We start from the raw sequence: 19,930 nt of genomic DNA on the forward strand, positions 1-19,930 counted from the left end.
TTTTACTGGAGCGCATAATAACGATAAAAATCTCAATTAATAGTGATACGGAGTGTAAAAATACATAAAACTAGTGACTGAGATCTCATTAACGATCATTTTTCGGGAATGTAACGGAACTATAATTTTTTTGCACAGAAAGTGATATGGGTATCGTTTACGCAAGCGCTTGCGCTGATTTTTATGCTTGTCAAATAATCAACACGTTTGGTGATTGATCGAACTCTCACTTTTCACGTAATTAATTTTAAACTGATTAAGGGTGATTAATAGTGTCTGAGATTATGCTGTTTCCTCTAGGTTCAATTCTTCTCCCTGAAGGGAAAATGAAGCTCCGAATTTTTGAACCTAGGTACAAAAGACTAATAAAAGAAGCGAGTCAGTCCGATGGTACGTTCGGTATTTGCTTAGTTGAGCAGGATGAGTTGTCTTCCATTCCTCGACTGTCGTCGGTTGGATCTCTAGCGAAGATAGTCGACTTTGAATTGCTGGATGACGGGCTTTTAGGGGTGACAGTTGTTGGACTTAAATGCTTTGAAATAAAGAGAGTTAGAACGGAATTCGATGGGTTGAGAAAAGCGCGTGTCGAATGGCGTACAAGCTGGAAATTTTCTCAGTTGTCTGAGCAGCACAAATACTTGAGCGATCAATTGCGCACCGTGTACAAGCAGTTCCCTCAACTCGGAGAATTGTACGATCAACGATTCTTTGACGATGCAAGCTGGGTGAGCCAGCGTTGGCTTGAGCTACTTCCCGTTCCCCAGCATCAATTTGATTTTCTTCTGAGGCAAAAAGATTGCAATGAAGCGATAGAATTTCTCTCCCGATCGATTGAAAGCTAAACTTACAGAGTGATCCATTCACTTCTTTGGTACGTAAAACCCCAAAAGTGCTGACAAGGACCTGAACATGGCTTCTACGGACACGGAATCTTTTGCAAAACAAGACTGGCTCCTCTGTATGGAGAAAGTTAAAGATAAAGACAAAGCATCTTACGCGTTGGTCTTCAGGCATTTTGCACCACGTTTAAAACAGTTTACCTACAAGCACATGGGTAATGAGCAAGTGGCGTTAGAGCTAGTGCAAGAAACAATGACGACGGTATGGCAAAAAAGTCATTTGTTTGATGGGTCGAAAAGTTCGCTGTCTACTTGGATCTATACAATTGCTCGCAACCTATGTTTCGATACTCTTCGAAAGCAGCGTGGTAAAGATTTACACATCCATTCTGAAGACATATGGCCAAATGATTACTGCCCGCCAGACTTAGTTGAGCACTATGCGCCTGAACAAGAAATGCTTAAGGAGCAGGTCGTAAAATTTTTAGATGTCCTTCCTGACGCCCAGAAAAAAGTTGTTCAAGCAGTATATCTGGAGGAACTTCCACATCAGCAGGTAGCTGATATGTACGATATTCCAGTCGGAACAGTGAAATCTAGGCTGAGACTTGCAGTGGAGAAGCTGCGTCATTCAATAGAGGTAGAAAGATTATGAGCTATCATCCAAACCAGCATATGTTGCAGGCTTATGTTGAAGGCAGTCTGGATGCGGTCGATGGTTTTACTGTTGCCACTCATTTGGAGAGCTGCCCTACTTGTAAAAAACAGGTCCAAGAGCTGGAGAGTCGTTATGGTGAAGCGTTAATGTCGCTTGATGCTTTCGATGATAACAACTTCGACGATATGTTGAACGATATCTTGCAGACTGAACCTGCTCCAGAAAGCGCCCGACCAATCAGAAAACCAACAAGCATTGAAGTCAATGGTAAAACATTTCAGCTGCCACTTTCTCTATCTCGATTCCGAGATAAGTTAGGAGAATGGAAAAGCTATGGTGGCAAGGTATATAGTGCACCAATCGACATTGGCGATAGCGTTAGAGTGAATCTAATGTACATTTCGGAAGATGTGAAGATACCTCAACATACGCACAAGGGAATCGAATCTACTTTGATACTGCATGGTGGGTTTAGTGATGAAGATGGTCATTATGAAGCAGGGGATTACCTCGTTAAAGATGCTTCAATTAAACACAGTCCTTATACGCAAAAAGGAGAGGACTGTTTGTGTCTTACCGTGTTGACGGAACCAATGATTTTCACCCAAGGGGTTGCGCGTATCTTTAACCTATTTGGTAAAGGCATGTACCCTTAGAAATAACTTTAAAGCAAAAAGGCTTGGCATTTGCCAAGCCTTTCTTTTTTATGAAGATGTTACTTCTTTAGCTTCTTCTTCATCTCGCTCTTTGGCTTTATTCAAAAGGTCGGTGAAGTAATGACGTAGTGAATAGAGCATAATTAAGCTCGGAATGACCATTAGTGAAGTGATGATAAAGAACAGTGACCAATCATCAAGGAAGTCAACCAACTCTCCACTGAATGAAGCTAATGTTGTTCGTCCAAAGTTCCCTAAGGAGGCCAACAACGCATATTGCGTCGCGGAGAATGCCTGGCCCGTGAGTACAGTGAGGAAAGAAACAAACGCAACAGTTGAGAATGCCGTTGTAAAGTTATCGACGATAATTGTGGCTAGGAACAAGTGCTCATTTGGTCCAACAGAGGCAATCCAAGCAAACATTAAGTTGCTGCCTGCCATGGCGATACCGCCAATCATCAAGCCGCGTATGATGCCAAAACGAACGTTGAACATGCTGCCCACTAAGGTGAAGAGTATGGTTGCTCCCCAACCAATCAACTTAGAGTAATAGCCGATTTGTTCGTTGCTAAAGCCCACTTCTTTATAGAAGGCGATGGACATTCGGCCCAAGAAGGCTTCGCCGATCTTAAACAGGAATACAAACAGCAATAGAGTTATTGCGACTTTGACACCATTGCGTTTAAAGAAATCGAGGAAAGGCTCAACCACGGTAACGCTTATCCAAGATGCAGTTTTAGAACCGACGATTTTGTTATGGCGAGCTTCCGCTTGTTGTTGGAGGGCTTCACGATTGGTTGTTGGTTCACCAACTAGCAGAGTAAACAGCATCAAGATGCCGACGATAGCTGCCATGCCATAGTACACACCATTCCAACCGATTGAGTCAGCATTGATGAAGGCTACGTAACCTGGTAGTGAATAGCCGGTCCACCAACCAATCACCGCCATCGCTGAGGCTTGAGGCAGCTTGGATGAATCGGATTTAGGGAAAGTATCGATACGGAATGCATCGATGGCGATATCCTGAGTTGCAGACGCAATTGCGATACCCAGCGCCAGCATAGATGTGAACATCAAGTTTTGTGAAGGGTCGACACCTGCAATAAACAAAGTGCTTACTAACACCAATGACTGACAGAAAAAAATCCAGCTACGGCGTTGGCCTAGTACTGCATGTAGAACCGGAAGCTTGACCCGATCCACGAGCGGAGCCCACAGAAAGTTAATCGCGTAAACCGCGAACACACTGCCGAAGTAGCCAATCGCTGTACGTGTTAAGCCAGCGTCTTTTAACCAACCCGACATGTTAGAGCCGATCAAAACCCATGGAAAGCCACTTGAGCAACCGAGCATAAACACCCATAGCAGGCGTTTATCATAATAACTACGAATCGTTTCTAGCCAAGACATTGAGGGAGAGTTGGCAGACATAAAGTCTTCCTTGTTCGTTTTATAGTGAGTGTTAAGTTAGGGAAAATAGGGTGAATTGAAAAGGCTCCAACTGGATAAGTAGGAGCCTTTTTAGATTATGGGAGTAAAGTCACTTTCGTTACGACAATAGGTGTTGCTGGAACATCACGGTAGCGGCCGACCGTTTTGGTGCGCTTTTTCGCCATTTGCTGTACTACGTCGAAACCCTTGGTTACTTTACCGAACACTGCGTAACCCGGCGGGCGCTGGTCGTAATCAAGAAAGTTGTTATCAACATAGTTGATAAAGAATTGACGCGTTGCAGAATTAGGGTTGTTAGTTCTTGCCATAGCAACGGTGGCTGTTTCATTCTTTAGGCCATTAGACGCTTCATTTTTAATAGGCGCGTAAGTTGGTTTTTGCTTCATGTCTTGATCAAAACCACCACCTTGTGCCATAAAGCCCGGAATCACTCGGTGAAACTGGGTGCCGACATAGCTGCCGTCTTTGACATACTTAAGGAAGTTTTCCACTGTAACAGGGGCTTTTTCCTGATTGAGCTCAATCGTAAAAGCACCTAATGTGGTTTCAAATTCAACTTTAGGACCTGCAAACACCAGATTGCTGACTAACGCCAGTGAGGCAATAGCAACTTTCCACATTAGAAGCGCTCCTGCATGTAATTCTTCAACTCACGGTCGCTAGCGACTTCTTTCAGAACCAGATTAATTACATCGTTAAGTACAATTTCTATTTCTTCGTTTGAAGCACTTAAAGCGCCTGTGCGTTTCGCTGTGCCTGTGTAAGTCTTAACTAGCTTGCCTTGAGGCGTCTCTGCTGTGACTTCAAGAACGACTTTTCCATCCATCTCGTTTTCCATCACTGAGTGTTTGACGGAAACCAATGCTTCTTGCACTTCAATCTTTACTGAGTTTTCACTATTAACAGTGCTGCGGAAACCTTGAGATTGGAACTGTTCCAGTAACGCGTTTTCAATCGCGATACGCACATTTTGCTTAGAATGAATTGGCTCAATGTTTGAGCGGCCACTATCTATTAGGGCTACATATTGAGCTGAACGTACGTCTTTACTTGTCAGAGTGAAACTTGCGTCTTTTACGATGTCGCTATTGCTCAGAACTGGCTGAGGCATAAAGTTGATCTGTTCTTGTTGCGGTGCGGCACACGCAGTAAGTAAGGCCATTGACGCGGCTAGAACCAATTTTCTCATTGTAATTTCCTTTAATCGTAACTCTATACGTATAAGAGACATGATAGTGAACTATTTAGTTGCTTGTAAAATAACAAATTTCTTATTTGAAGCGACAAGTTTTACGTTCGATTTTCCAAATAGCTTAGATAACTTCACATCGTAGCCGAGGTGACGGTTACCGATAACTAATAATTGCCCACCATTGCTGAGAACATGCTTTGCATCACAGAACATCTGCCATGCGATATGATCGGTAATGGCTTGCTGCTGATGGAAGGGGGGATTACAGACCACAACATTAGCGCTGGCGTTTTCAAATCCGTCCAAGCAGTTGTTGGGAAGGCATTCTATTTTTCTGTCTTCGCCAAGTGTGCGGGTTAAGTTTTTCTTGGCTGATTCGACGGCCATAAAACTTTCATCGACGCAAGTGAGCTGTATATTTGGGTTCAACATTCCCATCTTTACGGACAACACACCGTTGCCACATCCAAGGTCCACCACCTTTTCATCGCTGAGATTTTTAGGTAAGTGATCAAGCATAAATCGCGCACCCTGATCCAGCTTTTCACCCGAATAGACATTAGGTAAGTTGTCGAGCGTGAAATGATGCTCGTCGATATTCCAGCGAGTGATAGGGTCTACAGAAACACTCGTCGAGCTATCGGCTTGAGCGAAAACCAGACGATGTTTTTTCCATGCTAGAGATGTGGTTGTCGTACCTAGGTACTTTTCAAACAGATTTAATGTAGAAGTATGAATCTCTTTAGCTTTGTTTACCGCGATCACTGGTACCGAAGCATCGAGCCTTTGTCTTAGCTGACTCAATTGCCATATTAAGTGGCGGTTGTTTCGTGGGATTTGTATCAAAACGAAATCCACACCTTGAGGAATCTCTTCCATGGTGTGAAGCAAGGTGATATCACGGCAGTGGTTACGCTTGAGGTTGGAGAGTGTTCCTTGATGAGCAATGTAGGAATCGCTCATCATGGTGATCTGATGTTTCTCCGACAACCAACAGCTCAGCGCACCAAAACTGTCATTCAGAATCAAAATGTGTTTGCCAGCGAGGCCAAGTTCTTCTATATGATTGATAAGGTATTCATCGCCAGCATCCCAGGCCTGAAGAGTTTCATTGTTGCGTTGAGGGAATCGATGCAAAGTTAAGGTGCGCTCATGGAGCACAAGTTCAGTTTTCATATTTGGAACGCTTGGGCAAATTCATGAGGTAAATTGTCGCAGAAGGTAGGGCGTGTGAAAACTAAAACCTTTTGCTTTGCGTACAAGACGATTATTATCTGTTCTTTCATGCTGTTCATATTTAGATGGTGACACACAATGCTACAAGAAGTGATTGAAACTAAACTCCAAGAGCACTTCGAACCTGAATTTCTTAACGTGCTAAACGAAAGTTACATGCACAATGTTCCAGCGGGTTCGGAAAGTCATTTTAAAGTGGTGGTGGTCAGTGACAAATTTGAAGGTCAACGTCTGATTGGGCGCCATCGCCAGGTTAATCAAGTGCTGGCTGATGAACTCGCTAACCATATTCATGCTTTGTCGATGCACACATACACGCCATCGGAGTGGAAAGAGCAGAACGAGTTGGCTCCAGATAGCCCTATGTGTTTAGGCGGCTCTAAATAGTTGAAAGAAAAGAGGTGGCGTTTGCTGCCTTTTTTATTGGCTGTGATTTAAGTAAGCGTTAACAATGTAGAAACAAATAAACAGCTGAATTAGTTTTAACCAGAAATGTTTCACAATGTGAATGATTAAAAACAGCAAAGCCCGTGTGGTTATTGGCGATTGTGCGATGGTTCAAACTTATGACCAATACTTAGCCTTTTAAACTCAAATCCTTCGAAATATCTATCTGATTCCCTTCATTGGTCATGGCATAGACTTCTAAAAAGATGATAGACTATCGCACCTGATAAATCTCGACTAAATTTGTAGCGAGGTTTTTAATAGGATGTTGCGATTTTGGTGTTTTAAACTGCGCCAAAACCGGACACTAGTGTCGTGTCTAAAAGTTACGCAATCAAAGAATCTTTTTCCCGATAAAAGTAGTGCAAGTGCGTATGATTACAATAAAGAAGGGTCTGGACCTTCCTATCGCAGGAACTCCTACCCAGGTGATTAATGATGGTAAGACCATCAAGAAAGTCGCCTTGCTTGGCGAAGAGTACGTTGGCATGCGTCCTACTATGCATGTTCGCGTAGGCGATGAAGTAAAGAAAGCCCAAGTTCTTTTTGAAGACAAAAAGAACCCGGGTGTGAAATTTACTTCACCAGCAAGCGGTAAAGTGATCGAGGTTAACCGTGGCGCTAAACGTGTCCTTCAATCTGTAGTGATTGAAGTGGCAGGTGAAGAGCAGGTAACGTTCGATAAGTTTGAAGCCGGCCAACTAGCAGGTCTTGACCGTACCGCGGTTAAAACTCAGCTTGTTGATGCAGGTCTTTGGACAGCTTTACGTACTCGTCCGTTTAGCAAGGTTCCAGCAATTGAGTCTTCTACACAGGCTATTTTTGTAACTGCAATGGATACTAATCCGTTGGCAGCTCAGCCTGAGTTGGTCATCAATGAACAGCAAGATGCGTTCGTTGCTGGTTTGGATGTGCTTTCAACTCTGACAGACGGTAAGGTTTACGTGTGTAAATCTGGTACCAGTCTACCTCGTTCTTCTCAGTCAAATGTTGAAGAGCATGTTTTTGATGGCCCTCACCCAGCAGGTCTAGCTGGCACCCACATGCATTTCCTATACCCAGTAAATGCAGAAAACGTGGCGTGGAGCATCAACTACCAAGACGTTATTGCGTTCGGTAAGTTGTTCCTAACTGGTGAACTTTACACGGATCGTGTTGTATCTCTGGCTGGCCCAGTAGTGAACAACCCTCGTCTAGTCCGTACAACTCAAGGTGCAAACCTAGAAGATTTGACTGACAGCGAGTTAATGCCAGGTGAAGTTCGTGTGATTTCTGGTTCAGTACTGACAGGTACTCATGCAACTGGTCCTCACGCTTACCTAGGTCGTTACCACGTACAGGTTTCTGTATTACGTGAAGGTCGTGACAAAGAACTGTTTGGCTGGGCTATGCCTGGTAAGAACAAGTTCTCGGTAACCCGTGCTTTCCTTGGTCATATCTTCAAAGGTCAGTTGTTCAACATGACAACAACCACGAATGGTAGTGATCGTTCAATGGTGCCAATTGGCAACTATGAACGTGTATTGCCATTGGATATGGAACCAACTCTGCTACTTCGTGATCTATGTGCAGGCGACGTTGACAGTGCTCAAGCACTGGGTGCGCTAGAACTGGATGAAGAAGACCTAGCATTGTGTACCTTTGTATGTCCGGGCAAATACGAGTACGGTGCGTTACTTCGTGAATGTCTAGATAAGATCGAGAAGGAAGGGTAATTTTCATGGCTCTTAAAAAGTTTCTTGAAGACATCGAGCATCATTTTGAGCCTGGCGGTAAACATGAAAAATGGTTTGCCCTGTACGAAGCTGTAGCAACAGTTTTCTACACGCCAGGTCTTATTACAAAGAAAAGCTCGCACGTTCGTGATAGCGTTGACTTAAAACGTATCATGATCATGGTTTGGTTTGCGGTATTCCCAGCAATGTTCTGGGGTATGTACAACGCAGGTGGCCAAGCTATTGCAGCACTTAACCACATGTATGCTGGCGAGCAGCTAGCAGCAGTTATCGCAGGTAACTGGCATTACTGGCTAACCGAAATGCTTGGCGGCACTATTGCGGCTGATGCTGGGGTTGGCACTAAGATGCTACTGGGTGCGACCTACTTCCTACCGATTTACGCCACAGTGTTTATTGTTGGTGGCTTCTGGGAAGTGTTGTTCTGTATGGTGCGTAAGCACGAAGTTAACGAAGGCTTCTTTGTTACTTCTATCTTGTTCGCGCTAATCGTTCCGCCAACGCTGCCTCTATGGCAAGCGGCTCTAGGTATCACATTCGGTGTGGTGGTAGCTAAAGAGATCTTTGGTGGTACAGGTCGTAACTTCCTAAACCCTGCACTGGCTGGTCGTGCTTTCCTATTCTTTGCTTACCCAGCTCAAATCTCGGGTGACGTAGTCTGGACTGCTGCTGACGGTTTCTCAGGTGCTACTGCGCTTAGCCAATGGGCTCAAGGTGGTAACGGTGCTCTTGTTAACACAGTAACAGGTGCTCCTATCACTTGGATGGATGCGTTTATCGGTAACATCCCAGGTTCAATCGGTGAAGTATCGACTCTTGCCCTGATGATTGGTGCAGCGATGATCGTTTATATGCGAATCGCTTCGTGGCGAATCATTGCTGGTGTGATGATCGGTATGATTGCAACCGCAACGCTGTTCAACGTTATTGGTTCTGATACCAACCCAATGTTCAACATGCCATGGCATTGGCACCTAGTTCTAGGTGGTTTTGCATTCGGTATGTTCTTTATGGCGACAGACCCTGTATCCGCTTCATTTACCAATGGTGGTAAATGGTGGTACGGCGCGCTAATCGGCGTGATGTGTGTACTTATTCGTGTAGTTAACCCAGCTTACCCAGAGGGTATGATGCTGGCGATTCTGTTCGCGAACCTGTTTGCACCTCTGTTCGACCATGTAGTTATCGAGAAGAACATCAAGCGGAGACAAGCACGCTATGGCAAGTAATAACGACAGCATTAAAAAGACGCTGGGTGTTGTTATCGGGTTGAGCCTTGTTTGTTCAATCATCGTATCAACAGCCGCTGTTGGTCTGCGCGATCAGCAAAAAGCTAACGCTGTACTAGACAAGCAAACTAAGATTATCGAAGTTGCTGGAATTGAAACAGCGGGCAAGAAAGTACCTGAGCTATTCGCTGAGTACATTGAACCTCGCCTGGTTGACTTCAACACTGGTGACTTTGTTGAAGAAGCTGCAGATGGTTCTACCGCTGCAAACTATGATCAGCGCAAAGCAGCAAAAGACCCTTCAGAGTCAGTTAAACTAACTGGCGAAGAAGACAAGGCGAAAATCATCCGTCGTGCTAACACAGGTGTTGTATACCTAGTGAAAGACGGCAATGACGTGTCTAAAGTTATCCTGCCAGTTCATGGTAACGGTCTATGGTCTATGATGTACGCATTTGTTGCTGTTGAAACTGACGGTAACACTGTGTCTGGTATCACTTACTACGAGCAGGGTGAAACTCCTGGACTTGGTGGTGAAGTTGAGAACCCATCATGGCGTGCTCAGTGGGTCGGTAAAAAATTATTTGACGACAACCACAAGCCAGCAATCAAGATTGTTAAAGGTGGCGCTCCAGAAGGTTCAGAGCATGGTATCGACGGCCTTTCAGGTGCAACACTAACTGGTAACGGTGTTCAAGGTACATTCGACTTCTGGTTAGGCGATATGGGCTTTGGTCCGTTCCTAGCAAAAGTTCGTGACGGAGGTCTGAACTAATGTCTAGCGCACAAAACATTAAAAAGAGCATTATGGCGCCGGTGTTGGATAACAACCCAATCGCGCTACAGGTTCTTGGTGTATGTTCTGCTCTTGCAGTAACAACTAAACTAGAGACAGCATTTGTAATGACACTAGCGGTAACGTTTGTAACTGCGTTGTCAAACTTCTCTGTATCTCTAATCCGTAACCACATTCCTAACAGCGTGCGTATCATCGTTCAGATGGCGATCATCGCATCTTTAGTAATCGTGGTAGACCAAGTGCTAAAAGCATACCTGTACGATATCTCTAAGCAGCTGTCGGTATTCGTAGGTTTGATCATTACGAACTGTATCGTAATGGGTCGTGCAGAAGCATTCGCTATGAAATCTGCACCTGTGCCGTCACTTATTGATGGTATTGGTAACGGTCTTGGTTACGGCTTCGTTCTTATCACTGTAGGCTTCTTCCGTGAGTTGTTTGGCTCTGGCAAACTATTTGGCATGGAAGTTCTACCTCTAGTGAGCAATGGTGGTTGGTACCAGCCAAACGGTCTGATGCTTCTAGCACCATCTGCATTCTTCCTAATCGGCTTCCTTATCTGGGCAATCCGTATTCTGAAACCAGAACAAGTAGAAGCGAAGGAGTAAGGGCGTCATGGAACATTACATTAGTCTATTAGTTAAATCGATTTTCATCGAAAACATGGCTCTGTCTTTCTTCTTGGGTATGTGTACATTCCTTGCTGTATCTAAGAAAGTTAAGACGTCTTTCGGTCTTGGTGTTGCTGTTGTTGTGGTACTGACTATCGCAGTTCCGGTTAACAACCTAGTTTACAACCTTGTACTGAAAGAAAACGCTTTAGTGGAAGGTGTGGATCTTAGCTTCCTAAACTTCATCACCTTTATCGGTGTAATTGCAGCACTTGTACAGATTCTAGAGATGGTTCTTGACCGTTTCTTCCCACCTCTGTACAACGCGCTAGGCATCTTCCTACCGCTGATCACAGTAAACTGTGCGATCTTCGGTGGTGTATCTTTCATGGTACAACGTGACTACAACTTTGCTGAATCTGTTGTTTATGGCTTCGGTTCAGGTGTGGGTTGGATGCTAGCTATCGTTGCTCTTGCAGGTATCCGTGAGAAGATGAAGTACTCTGACGTGCCCCCTGGTCTGCGTGGTCTTGGCATCACTTTTATCAGTGTAGGTCTTATGGCGTTAGGCTTTATGTCTTTCTCTGGTGTTCAACTGTAAGTCGGGTAAACCGCAACAATTAAGGAATAGTCAATGGACATTATTCTTGGTGTAGTGATGTTTACTCTGATCGTACTTGCGCTAGTACTAGTGATTCTTTTCGCTAAGTCTAAGCTTGTGCCAACAGGTGACATTACAATTTCTGTAAACGATGACCCTTCACTGGCGATCGTTACACAGCCAGGCAGTAAGCTTCTGGGTGCTCTAGCTGGTGCTGGTGTATTCGTATCTTCTGCTTGTGGTGGCGGTGGCTCATGTGGTCAGTGTCGCGTAAAAGTTAAATCAGGTGGTGGCGATATCCTACCTACCGAGCTTGACCATATTACTAAAGGTGAAGCACGTGAAGGTGAGCGTCTAGCGTGTCAGGTTGCAATGAAAACTGACATGGACATCGAACTCCCTGAAGAAATCTTCGGTGTTAAGAAGTGGGAATGTTCTGTTATCTCTAACGATAACAAAGCAACATTCATCAAAGAACTTAAGCTACAAATTCCGGATGGCGAATCAGTACCTTTCCGTGCTGGTGGTTACATCCAGATTGAAGCGCCAGTTCACCACGTGAAATACGCTGACTACGATATCCCTGAGGAATACCGTGAAGACTGGGACAAGTTCAACCTGTTCCGTTACGAGTCTAAGGTAAACGAAGAGACTATCCGTGCTTACTCAATGGCGAACTATCCGGAAGAAGAAGGCATCATCATGCTGAACGTCCGTATCGCTACACCGCCGCCAAACAACCCAGACGTACCACCAGGCATCATGTCTTCGTACATCTGGTCTCTGAAAGAAGGCGATAAGTGTACGATTTCTGGTCCATTTGGTGAGTTCTTCGCGAAAGACACTGACAACGAAATGGTATTCGTTGGTGGTGGTGCAGGTATGGCGCCGATGCGTTCACATATCTTTGACCAGCTTAAGCGTCTGAAGTCTTCACGTAAGATGTCATTCTGGTACGGTGCTCGTTCTAAGCGCGAAATGTTCTACGTAGAAGATTTCGACGGCCTGCAAGCAGAAAACGACAACTTCGTATGGCACTGTGCTCTATCTGATCCAATGCCTGAAGATAACTGGGATGGCTACACTGGCTTCATCCACAACGTACTGTACGAAAACTACCTGAAGGACCACGAAGCGCCTGAAGATTGTGAGTACTACATGTGTGGTCCACCAATGATGAACGCAGCTGTTATCGGCATGCTAAAAGATCTTGGTGTTGAGGATGAAAACATCCTACTCGATGACTTTGGTGGTTAATTCCTATAAGTGATTGAAATATATGGCTGACTCGTAAGAGTCAGCCATTGTTTTTTCCTGCTATTAATTTTTAAATGGCCATAGTCGATGTGCTCTTAAACAGAGTCATGTGCTATTTCCGTTTCTCTTATAAGGAGTCTAACAAGTGAAAAAGTGGCTTGTTGCATTTGCTTCTCTATTGGTTCTTGCCGGCTGTGAAAAGCCCGTAGAACAGATTCACCTAAGTGGCCCGACAATGGGTACCACTTACAACATCAAATACATAGAGTCTGAGGGTATCCCATCGCCTGAGGCCCTACAAAAAGAAGTTGACCGCTTGCTGGAAGAAGTGAATGACCAGATGTCGACTTACCGCAAAGATTCCGAATTGAGCCGCTTCAATCAAAACCAGACATCAACGCCATTCGAAGTGTCACCACAAACTGCCACCGTTGTGAAAGAAGCCATTCGTTTGAACGGTCTTACTTTAGGTGCCTTAGATGTTACTGTCGGCCCACTAGTTAATTTATGGGGCTTTGGACCTGAAGCACGTCCTGAAGTGGTGCCAACGGATGAAGAGCTGGCAGCACGTAAGGCCAATACAGGTATTCAGCATTTGACGGTCGAAGGTAATCTGCTGACTAAGGACATCCCAAACCTGTATGTTGATCTTTCAACAATTGCAAAAGGTTGGGGGGTAGACGTTGTTGCGGACTATATTCAATCACAAGGTATCCAAAACTACATGGTAGAAGTCGGTGGTGAGATGCGCCTTAAAGGTGTCAATCGTGAAGGCGTTAAATGGCGTATCGCGATTGAAAAACCGTCTGCTGACGAACGTACTGTGCAGGAGATTATCGAGCCGGGCGATATGGCAGTTGCCACTTCTGGTGATTATCGTATCTATTTTGAGCGTGATGGTGTACGTTACTCGCACATCATTAATCCTCAGACTGGGAAACCAATCCGTCATAAAGTTGTTTCTGTGACGGTACTAGACAAGTCGTCGATGACTGCTGACGGTCTAGCAACAGGGTTGATGGTGCTTGGCGAAGAGCAGGGAATGAAGATAGCCAACGAGAATAATATCCCTGTGTTTATGATCGTTAAGACCGAAGATGGATTTAAAGAAATGGCATCGGAAGCGTATAAGCCATTTATGAATAAATAATACCAAGTGAGCATGTCATTATGAGTACATTTCTGATTACTTTCGGCATTTTTATTGCCGTTATCGCAGCCATGTCTGTCGGCTACATTTTCCAGAAAAAAGTGGTGAAAGGCAGTTGTGGTGGTCTTGGTGCTGTGGGCGTTGACAAGGTGTGTAATTGCCCTGAACCGTGTGATGCTCGTAAAAAGCGAGAAGCTCGCGAAGCTTTAAGAGCAGAAAAGCTTGCTGCTCGTGAAGAAAAGCTGGCAGCGTGGGAAAAAGACCGTATTGCTTAATCGAACACAAAGCCCGGAGTTCAATCCGGGCTTTGTTTATTCTGTCGCGATAATTTGATTGCGGCCGTGTTCTTTGGCGACATAAAGACAATCGTCTGCCAATTTAATTTGCTGTTCCAAGGTACCTTCTAAACTGCATACACCGATACTGATCGTTAGCGTGATGTCTTGACCATTATGTTTAATGATCGAATTCTCTATTCTCTGGCGCATTTTCTCTAGGCGAGTGATAAATTCATCCAGTGTTGAGTAAGACTGCACGCAAAACTCCTCCCCTCCAAAGCGCACAACCACATCTTCCGGAAAGTAGATTTTCAATATATTGGCGATGGTTTTTAGTGCAGCGTCTCCGCCATCATGGCCGAAAGTATCATTGACGGATTTAAAGTGGTCGATATCCAGCATAGCGATGTATCTGGCACTGCCTTCGGTACAAGATTGATTGAAGAGAAAACGACGGTTCCAAAGACCAGTCAGGGTATCCTGATTAGCAAGTTTGTACAGCTCGTCGGTAGCTTCTTTCATATCAAGGAGTTGATTGACTCGGCAAAAAAATTCTTCTTGGTTAAACGGTTTGTGCAAAAAGTCATTGGCGCCAGCTTTAAGAAACCTAGCGGTTAGCGTTCTGTCGCCACTACCCGATAGCCCTAATATAGCGAGGCTATTCTTATCGTACATTTGCCTAATCTCTCGCGTCATTACAATACCGTCTTTGCTGGGCATATCATGGTCGGTAATGATGAAGGTAATATCTGGAGTTTCCGCGAGTTTATGTAGTGCGTCCGAGCCGTTTTGCGCTTGAGTCGTTCGAATGTACTGATGTTCAAGCAATTGCGCAACATGCTTTCGAACAGTTGGAGAGTCATCAACTACCAGAGCATGATGATTAACATTGTTCATCAATCTAGTTGCCAAAGGCAGTAAGTACGACACGGAAGCCATACTGTCTTTAAGTAGATAATCCATCACGCCTTTGGCAATAAAACGTTCACGAATCTGATCGCTAAAGGTCGCAGTGAGTACGATAACTTTTTGTTTATTATCTAAAACAAGATCAATGACCTCACCATCCTGTGCGTCAGGCAAGCAGTAATCCAGCACAGCAAAATGGAAGTTGTGATGCTCATCTAGCGCTTTTTGAGTCTCTGCGTATGATTCACACCCAACGACGTCACAGCCAATAGTCGTCAACTGCTGTGTCAAATAGTTGCGATAGGCACGGCTGTCTTCGACCACCAACACTTTATGGTTCACCTGAGTCCTCCTTATCGCAACTTATAAATTAATAATAACTGCATATTTTGATACTTCTATTAGAAATGCGGAAAAAGTTTCGCTCTTCTTACGACTGTTGGCGAGTAGAGAGAGAAAAGTTATACTGTATTTATGTACAGTTTTTTTATGTGTGGTTATGTCCGACGAAAAAGTAAGAAAGATCATTCACGTTGATATGGACTGCTTTTATGCTGCGGTGGAGATGCGTGATAACCCGAGCTATCGCGGAAGGCCATTAGCCGTTGGTGGGCATGAAAAACAACGTGGCGTTCTGAGTACTTGCAACTATGAAGCGAGAAAGTTTGGCATCCGAAGTGCGATGCCTACTGGGCAGGCGTTAAAATTGTGTCCTCACCTTCTGGTTGTTCCAGGGCGTATGCAAGTGTACAAACAAGCTTCTCAGCATATTCGTGAGATTTTCTCCCGCTACACGACATTGATTGAGCCTTTGTCCTTGGATGAAGCCTTTTTGGACGTGACGGATTCTGAGCAGTGTCAGGGCTCAGCAACGTTAATTGCAGAAGCAATCCGGCGAGATATTTTTAATGAACTTCAGCTAACGGCGTCGGCTGGTGTTGCTCCGGTAAAGTTTCTAGCAAAGGTCGCTTCGGATATGAATAAGCCCAATGGGCAGTACGTGATACCGCCGGAAAAAGTCCAGCAGGTTGTTGATAAACTACCACTAGAAAAAATTCCCGGTGTGGGAAAGGTGAGCTTAGAAAAGTTGCATCAGGCAGGTTTTTATCTCTGTGAGGATGTAAAAAACAGTGATTACCGTGAGCTGTTATTACGCTTTGGTCGATTAGGTGCCTCTCTGTGGAAAAAGAGCCATGGTATTGACCGGCGAGAGGTAGTGGTAGAACGTGAACGAAAATCGGTCGGTGTTGAGCGCACTTTCAGCGAAAATATCAGTACTTATGACGAGTGTTGGCAGGTGATTGAACATAAGCTCTTTCCTGAGTTGGAAACACGACTGATCAAAGCCTCTCCTGAGAAAGCCATTATCAAGCAGGGCATCAAACTCAAGTTTGCGGATTTTCAGCTCACCACGATTGAACACATACACCCTGAACTTGAGCTGGATTACTTCAAAGATTTATTGCGTGATATTCTTAAACGCCAGCAAGGGCGCGAGATTCGGCTATTAGGCTTAAACGTGATGCTTAAGCCTGAAGAGCAAACCAAACAGCTGAGCTTTTTCTGACGCCAACTAAAGTGACTCAATTTCGCTCAGCACTTGCTGATATGGATGTTCACTGAGTTTGCCAAACCCAGCTAAGCTGCGCGCTTTAACTTTGGTAAACCAAGGGGTAGCTATGCCGCACAGGAACTTCGTTTTAAGATTGTTGGATAATGGCGAGGCGGATTTACCTTGAAGAGGAGCCAACCAGTCAGCAATCTGTTCGCGTTCTAATTGTGGGTTTAGCGCATCTGGCCAAGCATGTTGTTCTCCACGACATACGCTACAGTGGCCACACTGCTCAGGGGCTTGGCTGTCTGAAAAGTAGTTTGCTAACGCCTTACTCAAACAGTGCTTGGATTTGAACAGCGCTAACAGATTGTGAATACGTTCGACGTCACTGCGTTCTTTATTCTTAAACAGTTGCCATAGCTGGTCACTGAGGTCTTCGATGGACTGTTGAGGTGGACTGACCCGATACACTTCGGTCATTAACTTACTTTCCAGTTCAATCCATCCGTTTTGATGAAAATAATCCAGTGCGGCGACAGCACGCGAACGTTCACCCTGATAGCTTTGCCACAGAGCATCAAAATCAACCTGACACCAGAGCCTTGCTTGCGGCGAACAGTGAAACAGCGCTTCACTAAATTGGCGCCTCTCGCCATCGAAGTGTTCAATAATATCCTGTTTAGGCCTGATGAACTTGAAGCGATAATCGGCGAAGTAACTGTATTGGGCGGTGATGACCTTGGCCATCTCCATGTACACGAGCAATGTTTTCAGTGGTAGCTGACGAATATTACTGTCAGAGGAAAGACGAGAGATCACCACCTCCCAGTTTTGCTCTGACGAAACGGCTTGCTGAATGACGTTATGGATTTCATCGTATTCAGGAGTGTCGCCGTAGACAAAGTTTTCCAACGTACACACACCATCCTCGTTGGCGAGCAAAATGCATTGTGAGGTTTGTCCGTCTCGACCTGCTCGGCCAATTTCTTGTGCGTAGTTTTCAATTGATTTAGGTAAATCAAAATGAATCACTCGGCGGATATCCGATTTATCCACTCCCATACCAAAAGCGATCGTAGCGGCAATGCAATCTGTCTGACCAGACATAAAGTCCTGCTGAATTCGTTCTCGGGTTTCACTGTCTAGTCCCGCGTGATAAGCCGTTGCGTTAACGCCTTGTTCGGCAAGTAACTTGGCAATACGCTCGGCACTGTTCTGTTGAGTTACGTAAACAATGGTAGGTAACTTTGGATCTTGGCTGATGACCGATAACAAGGCGTTATCTTTTTCTGCTTGCGAACAGGGCATGACTGAAATGTCCAGATTAGGTCGATAAAACCCAGTGACCGTAATGTCACGCGGCGCTATGTTGAATTTCTTACTCATGTCGTCCAATACCGCTTGCGTTGCCGTTGCGGTCAAAAGGAGAACTTGAGGAATCGCGAGTTCTTGTTGAAACTGAGGAAGCTTAAGGTAGTCAGGGCGAAAATTGTGCCCCCATTCTGAGATACAGTGTGCTTCATCGACAACCAATTGTGAGATACTGAGCTGAGATAAAAAGTGACGAAAACGCTCGTTTTTCAGTCGTTCGACAGACACCATTAGGATCTTCACATCGCCATTACGCACTTGCGCCATGATCTGTTGGGCTTCTTCCTTGCTTTGGCTGGAGTTGAGAGAGGCTGCTGCGATCTCTTTGCTGTGCAGGAATTCGAGCTGATCTTTCATTAAGGCTAGTAGAGGAGAAATGACTAAGGTCAGGTGTGGTAAACATAAAGCAGATAGCTGATAACAAAGAGATTTTCCTGAACCCGTCGGAAAAATAGCCGCACAGGACTTGCCGTCCAAAACCTTATCTATTACTTGATATTGCCCGTCTCTGAGTTGCTCAAAGCCGAAAGCGGTACGTAATGTAGCGTGGATTTTATCTTGGTTGCCTGATGTTTGCATTTGCCTGTTACCAGTATGACGAGAGTGCCTGACGTAGTATTCTAGAGGGATTAGACGGGAAGGAACATGATTTTAGTATGAATAAATCGGAGTTACTGCAAACCATATTGACTGCGATGCAACACTCTCTTGAAGTGGCCAACAGTGCTACTCAACGTGCGATTGAATCTGCCACTGATGAAGAAACTGTTCCAGAGCACAAATATGATACTTTGGCGCTGGAGGCATCCTACCTTGCTCATGGACAGGCCATGCGTGTACAGGAATGCGAACGAGATCTGGATGTCATGGCTCATCTTCAACTACCACAGCAATCAGAGCGAATCACTCTTGGTAGTCTGGTTTCTTTAATTGATCTTGAGGATAACCGTCGATGGTTTTTTGTTGCGCCTTGCACGGGTGGTTTGAAAGTCCAGCATCAGCAACAAGAAGTCATGTTAGTCACGTTCGATTCACCACTTGGCTTTGCTATGAAGGGTAAGTCTATGGGGGATGAAGTAGAGTATCAGGTCGCGACAACCACCTTTAGCTATGAGGTAGATACAATAATTTGACGCAAGTGCGTTGAGTTTTTGTTAGGGTAGCGAAGAGTCAATACGGTGAGATTAAAATGAAACGAGTACTAATGACCATCCCGTTGCTGATGGCGAGTCAGGTATACGCAGCTCAATGTCAGGTCGATTTGAAAAATGATATCCGCATTAATGGTGAGACGTTAGAGATCCATCAAGTCAGTGGTGACAGTGCGATTGTGAATGCCGATAACACCTTGACTATTCATGGAGAGGTCATCCCTTTAGATGCGTCACAGCAGCAAGCGATCGCTGACTATCGCAGCAATTTAAATGATTACTTGCCACGAGCAAAGCAGATTGCTCAGGATGGTCTGGCTTTGGCGAACGACATTATTGATGATGTTGGCCAAAGTTTCGATGCACCGGAAGCTTTCGACAGTGTGAAAGCCTCCATGCAGCAGTTTTACGCCGATATCGAAGCTCGTTATTACCAAAATGGCGATTTGGTTTTACCAGCGGACAGCTTTGGCTCACTGCGCGAAACGTGGGCGGAAGATTTTGAAAGCGCGAAGAAGTTGTTCAATGAAGAGTTCATCACCAGTGCATTCAATGCGATGTCGGAAAAAATGAAAGCGGAAGGTGGTCTGAATCTGACAGAGATGGCGGATACTATGAGTGAGCTGAAAGAGCGAATTGCAAAAAGACTTGAAGAACACTCCGTTGACGTGGAGAAACAGAGTCAGGAATTTTGTGACTCACTTGACAATATGGCTGAGCAAGAGCAGGAATTACATAAGAAAATTCCACAGCTAAAAGATTATCAGATTTTCACTATTTAACTCCCGATAAGAGAAGAG

At 44.8% G+C, this 19,930-nt stretch carries 21 protein-coding genes; 15 read left to right on the forward strand and 6 right to left on the reverse strand.

Annotation, left to right across the window (positions count from 1 at the left end; translation table 11 throughout):
- The first annotated feature begins 272 nt into the window (after window positions 1-272).
- The 3 genes from IX95_RS20245 to IX95_RS20255 all read left to right on the forward strand — a co-directional run bounded on the left by IX95_RS20245 (window position 273) and on the right by IX95_RS20255 (window position 2,153).
- On the forward strand, window positions 273-842 hold the full coding sequence (locus IX95_RS20245) for an LON peptidase substrate-binding domain-containing protein (protein ID WP_038163529.1): 570 nt from the start codon (window positions 273-275) through the stop codon (window positions 840-842).
- A 67-nt stretch (window positions 843-909) separates the two neighbouring features.
- Window positions 910-1,494 carry an RNA polymerase sigma factor gene (locus tag IX95_RS20250; protein WP_006957958.1) on the forward strand — a complete coding sequence of 195 codons (585 nt, stop codon included), beginning with the start codon at window positions 910-912 and terminating at the stop codon, window positions 1,492-1,494.
- Window positions 1,491-2,153, forward strand: a complete 663-nt coding sequence (locus tag IX95_RS20255; protein ID WP_038163532.1) for a ChrR family anti-sigma-E factor — start codon at window positions 1,491-1,493, stop codon at window positions 2,151-2,153. Before IX95_RS20250 ends, IX95_RS20255 begins: the two co-directional genes overlap by 4 nt.
- A gap of 48 nt (window positions 2,154-2,201) precedes the next feature.
- Here IX95_RS20255 and IX95_RS20260 read toward each other — a convergent pair whose 3' ends face one another.
- From IX95_RS20260 to IX95_RS20275, 4 genes are all read right to left on the reverse strand, one after another.
- Window positions 2,202-3,587: an AmpG family muropeptide MFS transporter gene (locus IX95_RS20260; protein ID WP_038163535.1), complete on the reverse strand. Its 1,386-nt coding sequence runs from the start codon at window positions 3,585-3,587 to the stop codon at window positions 2,202-2,204.
- 95 nt (window positions 3,588-3,682) lie between these two features.
- Window positions 3,683-4,228, reverse strand: coding sequence for a peptidylprolyl isomerase (locus IX95_RS20265; RefSeq protein WP_006957955.1), 546 nt, complete (start codon window positions 4,226-4,228; stop codon window positions 3,683-3,685).
- Window positions 4,228-4,797: a YajG family lipoprotein gene (locus tag IX95_RS20270; RefSeq protein ID WP_006957954.1), complete on the reverse strand. Its 570-nt coding sequence runs from the start codon at window positions 4,795-4,797 to the stop codon at window positions 4,228-4,230. Before IX95_RS20270 ends, IX95_RS20265 begins: the two co-directional genes overlap by 1 nt.
- A gap of 51 nt (window positions 4,798-4,848) precedes the next feature.
- Window positions 4,849-5,976 (reverse strand): methyltransferase, encoded by a 1,128-nt coding sequence (locus IX95_RS20275; RefSeq protein WP_038163537.1) that lies wholly within the window; start codon window positions 5,974-5,976, stop codon window positions 4,849-4,851.
- A gap of 138 nt (window positions 5,977-6,114) precedes the next feature.
- On the opposite strand from IX95_RS20275, the gene bolA reads away from it, so the two are divergent.
- The 9 genes from bolA to nqrM all read left to right on the forward strand — a co-directional run bounded on the left by bolA (window position 6,115) and on the right by nqrM (window position 14,141).
- Complete coding sequence (gene bolA, locus IX95_RS20280; RefSeq protein ID WP_019277459.1) at window positions 6,115-6,423, forward strand: transcriptional regulator BolA; 309 nt, start codon at window positions 6,115-6,117, stop codon at window positions 6,421-6,423.
- Between the two features lie 434 nt (window positions 6,424-6,857).
- Window positions 6,858-8,198 carry a Na(+)-translocating NADH-quinone reductase subunit A gene (locus IX95_RS20285; protein WP_038163539.1) on the forward strand — a complete coding sequence of 447 codons (1,341 nt, stop codon included), beginning with the start codon at window positions 6,858-6,860 and terminating at the stop codon, window positions 8,196-8,198.
- Between the two features lie 5 nt (window positions 8,199-8,203).
- On the forward strand, window positions 8,204-9,448 hold the full coding sequence (locus IX95_RS20290) for an NADH:ubiquinone reductase (Na(+)-transporting) subunit B (RefSeq protein ID WP_006957947.1): 1,245 nt from the start codon (window positions 8,204-8,206) through the stop codon (window positions 9,446-9,448).
- Entirely contained in the window at window positions 9,438-10,223 is a 786-nt protein-coding gene (locus IX95_RS20295) for a Na(+)-translocating NADH-quinone reductase subunit C (RefSeq protein WP_006957946.1), read from the forward strand. Before IX95_RS20290 ends, IX95_RS20295 begins: the two co-directional genes overlap by 11 nt.
- On the forward strand, window positions 10,223-10,855 hold the full coding sequence (locus tag IX95_RS20300) for an NADH:ubiquinone reductase (Na(+)-transporting) subunit D (protein WP_019277461.1): 633 nt from the start codon (window positions 10,223-10,225) through the stop codon (window positions 10,853-10,855). Before IX95_RS20295 ends, IX95_RS20300 begins: the two co-directional genes overlap by 1 nt.
- Before the next feature lie 7 nt (window positions 10,856-10,862).
- The gene (gene nqrE, locus IX95_RS20305) at window positions 10,863-11,459 is read left to right on the forward strand and encodes an NADH:ubiquinone reductase (Na(+)-transporting) subunit E (protein WP_006957944.1); all 597 of its coding nucleotides are present in this window, start codon (window positions 10,863-10,865) and stop codon (window positions 11,457-11,459) included.
- Between the two features lie 33 nt (window positions 11,460-11,492).
- A complete protein-coding gene (nqrF, locus tag IX95_RS20310; protein WP_006957943.1) occupies window positions 11,493-12,716 on the forward strand; it encodes an NADH:ubiquinone reductase (Na(+)-transporting) subunit F in 1,224 nt (407 codons plus the stop codon).
- 145 nt (window positions 12,717-12,861) lie between these two features.
- Complete coding sequence (locus IX95_RS20315; RefSeq protein WP_038163543.1) at window positions 12,862-13,866, forward strand: FAD:protein FMN transferase; 1,005 nt, start codon at window positions 12,862-12,864, stop codon at window positions 13,864-13,866.
- A 20-nt stretch (window positions 13,867-13,886) separates the two neighbouring features.
- Window positions 13,887-14,141, forward strand: coding sequence for a (Na+)-NQR maturation NqrM (nqrM, locus tag IX95_RS20320; RefSeq protein WP_006957941.1), 255 nt, complete (start codon window positions 13,887-13,889; stop codon window positions 14,139-14,141).
- A 36-nt stretch (window positions 14,142-14,177) separates the two neighbouring features.
- Here the strand turns inward: nqrM and IX95_RS20325 are convergent, their stop codons facing one another.
- The gene (locus IX95_RS20325; RefSeq protein WP_021458325.1) at window positions 14,178-15,395 is read right to left on the reverse strand and encodes a GGDEF domain-containing response regulator; all 1,218 of its coding nucleotides are present in this window, start codon (window positions 15,393-15,395) and stop codon (window positions 14,178-14,180) included.
- A 157-nt stretch (window positions 15,396-15,552) separates the two neighbouring features.
- Between IX95_RS20325 and dinB the strand changes: the two genes are divergently transcribed.
- On the forward strand, window positions 15,553-16,620 hold the full coding sequence (gene dinB, locus IX95_RS20330) for a DNA polymerase IV (RefSeq protein WP_019277465.1): 1,068 nt from the start codon (window positions 15,553-15,555) through the stop codon (window positions 16,618-16,620).
- A gap of 6 nt (window positions 16,621-16,626) precedes the next feature.
- Here the strand turns inward: dinB and IX95_RS20335 are convergent, their stop codons facing one another.
- Window positions 16,627-18,558, reverse strand: coding sequence for a RecQ family ATP-dependent DNA helicase (locus IX95_RS20335; RefSeq protein ID WP_038163545.1), 1,932 nt, complete (start codon window positions 18,556-18,558; stop codon window positions 16,627-16,629).
- Window positions 18,559-18,635: 77 nt separating this feature from the next.
- On the opposite strand from IX95_RS20335, the gene IX95_RS20340 reads away from it, so the two are divergent.
- Both IX95_RS20340 and IX95_RS20345 read left to right on the forward strand, forming a co-directional pair.
- Window positions 18,636-19,112, forward strand: coding sequence for a GreA/GreB family elongation factor (locus IX95_RS20340; protein ID WP_021458328.1), 477 nt, complete (start codon window positions 18,636-18,638; stop codon window positions 19,110-19,112).
- Between the two features lie 56 nt (window positions 19,113-19,168).
- Window positions 19,169-19,912, forward strand: coding sequence for a YggN family protein (locus IX95_RS20345; RefSeq protein ID WP_038163547.1), 744 nt, complete (start codon window positions 19,169-19,171; stop codon window positions 19,910-19,912).
- The last annotated feature ends 18 nt before the right edge of the window (window positions 19,913-19,930 follow it).

The sequence above is a fragment of the Vibrio sp. B183 genome (assembly GCF_000740665.1).
GTDB lineage: Bacteria > Pseudomonadota > Gammaproteobacteria > Enterobacterales > Vibrionaceae > Vibrio > Vibrio coralliilyticus.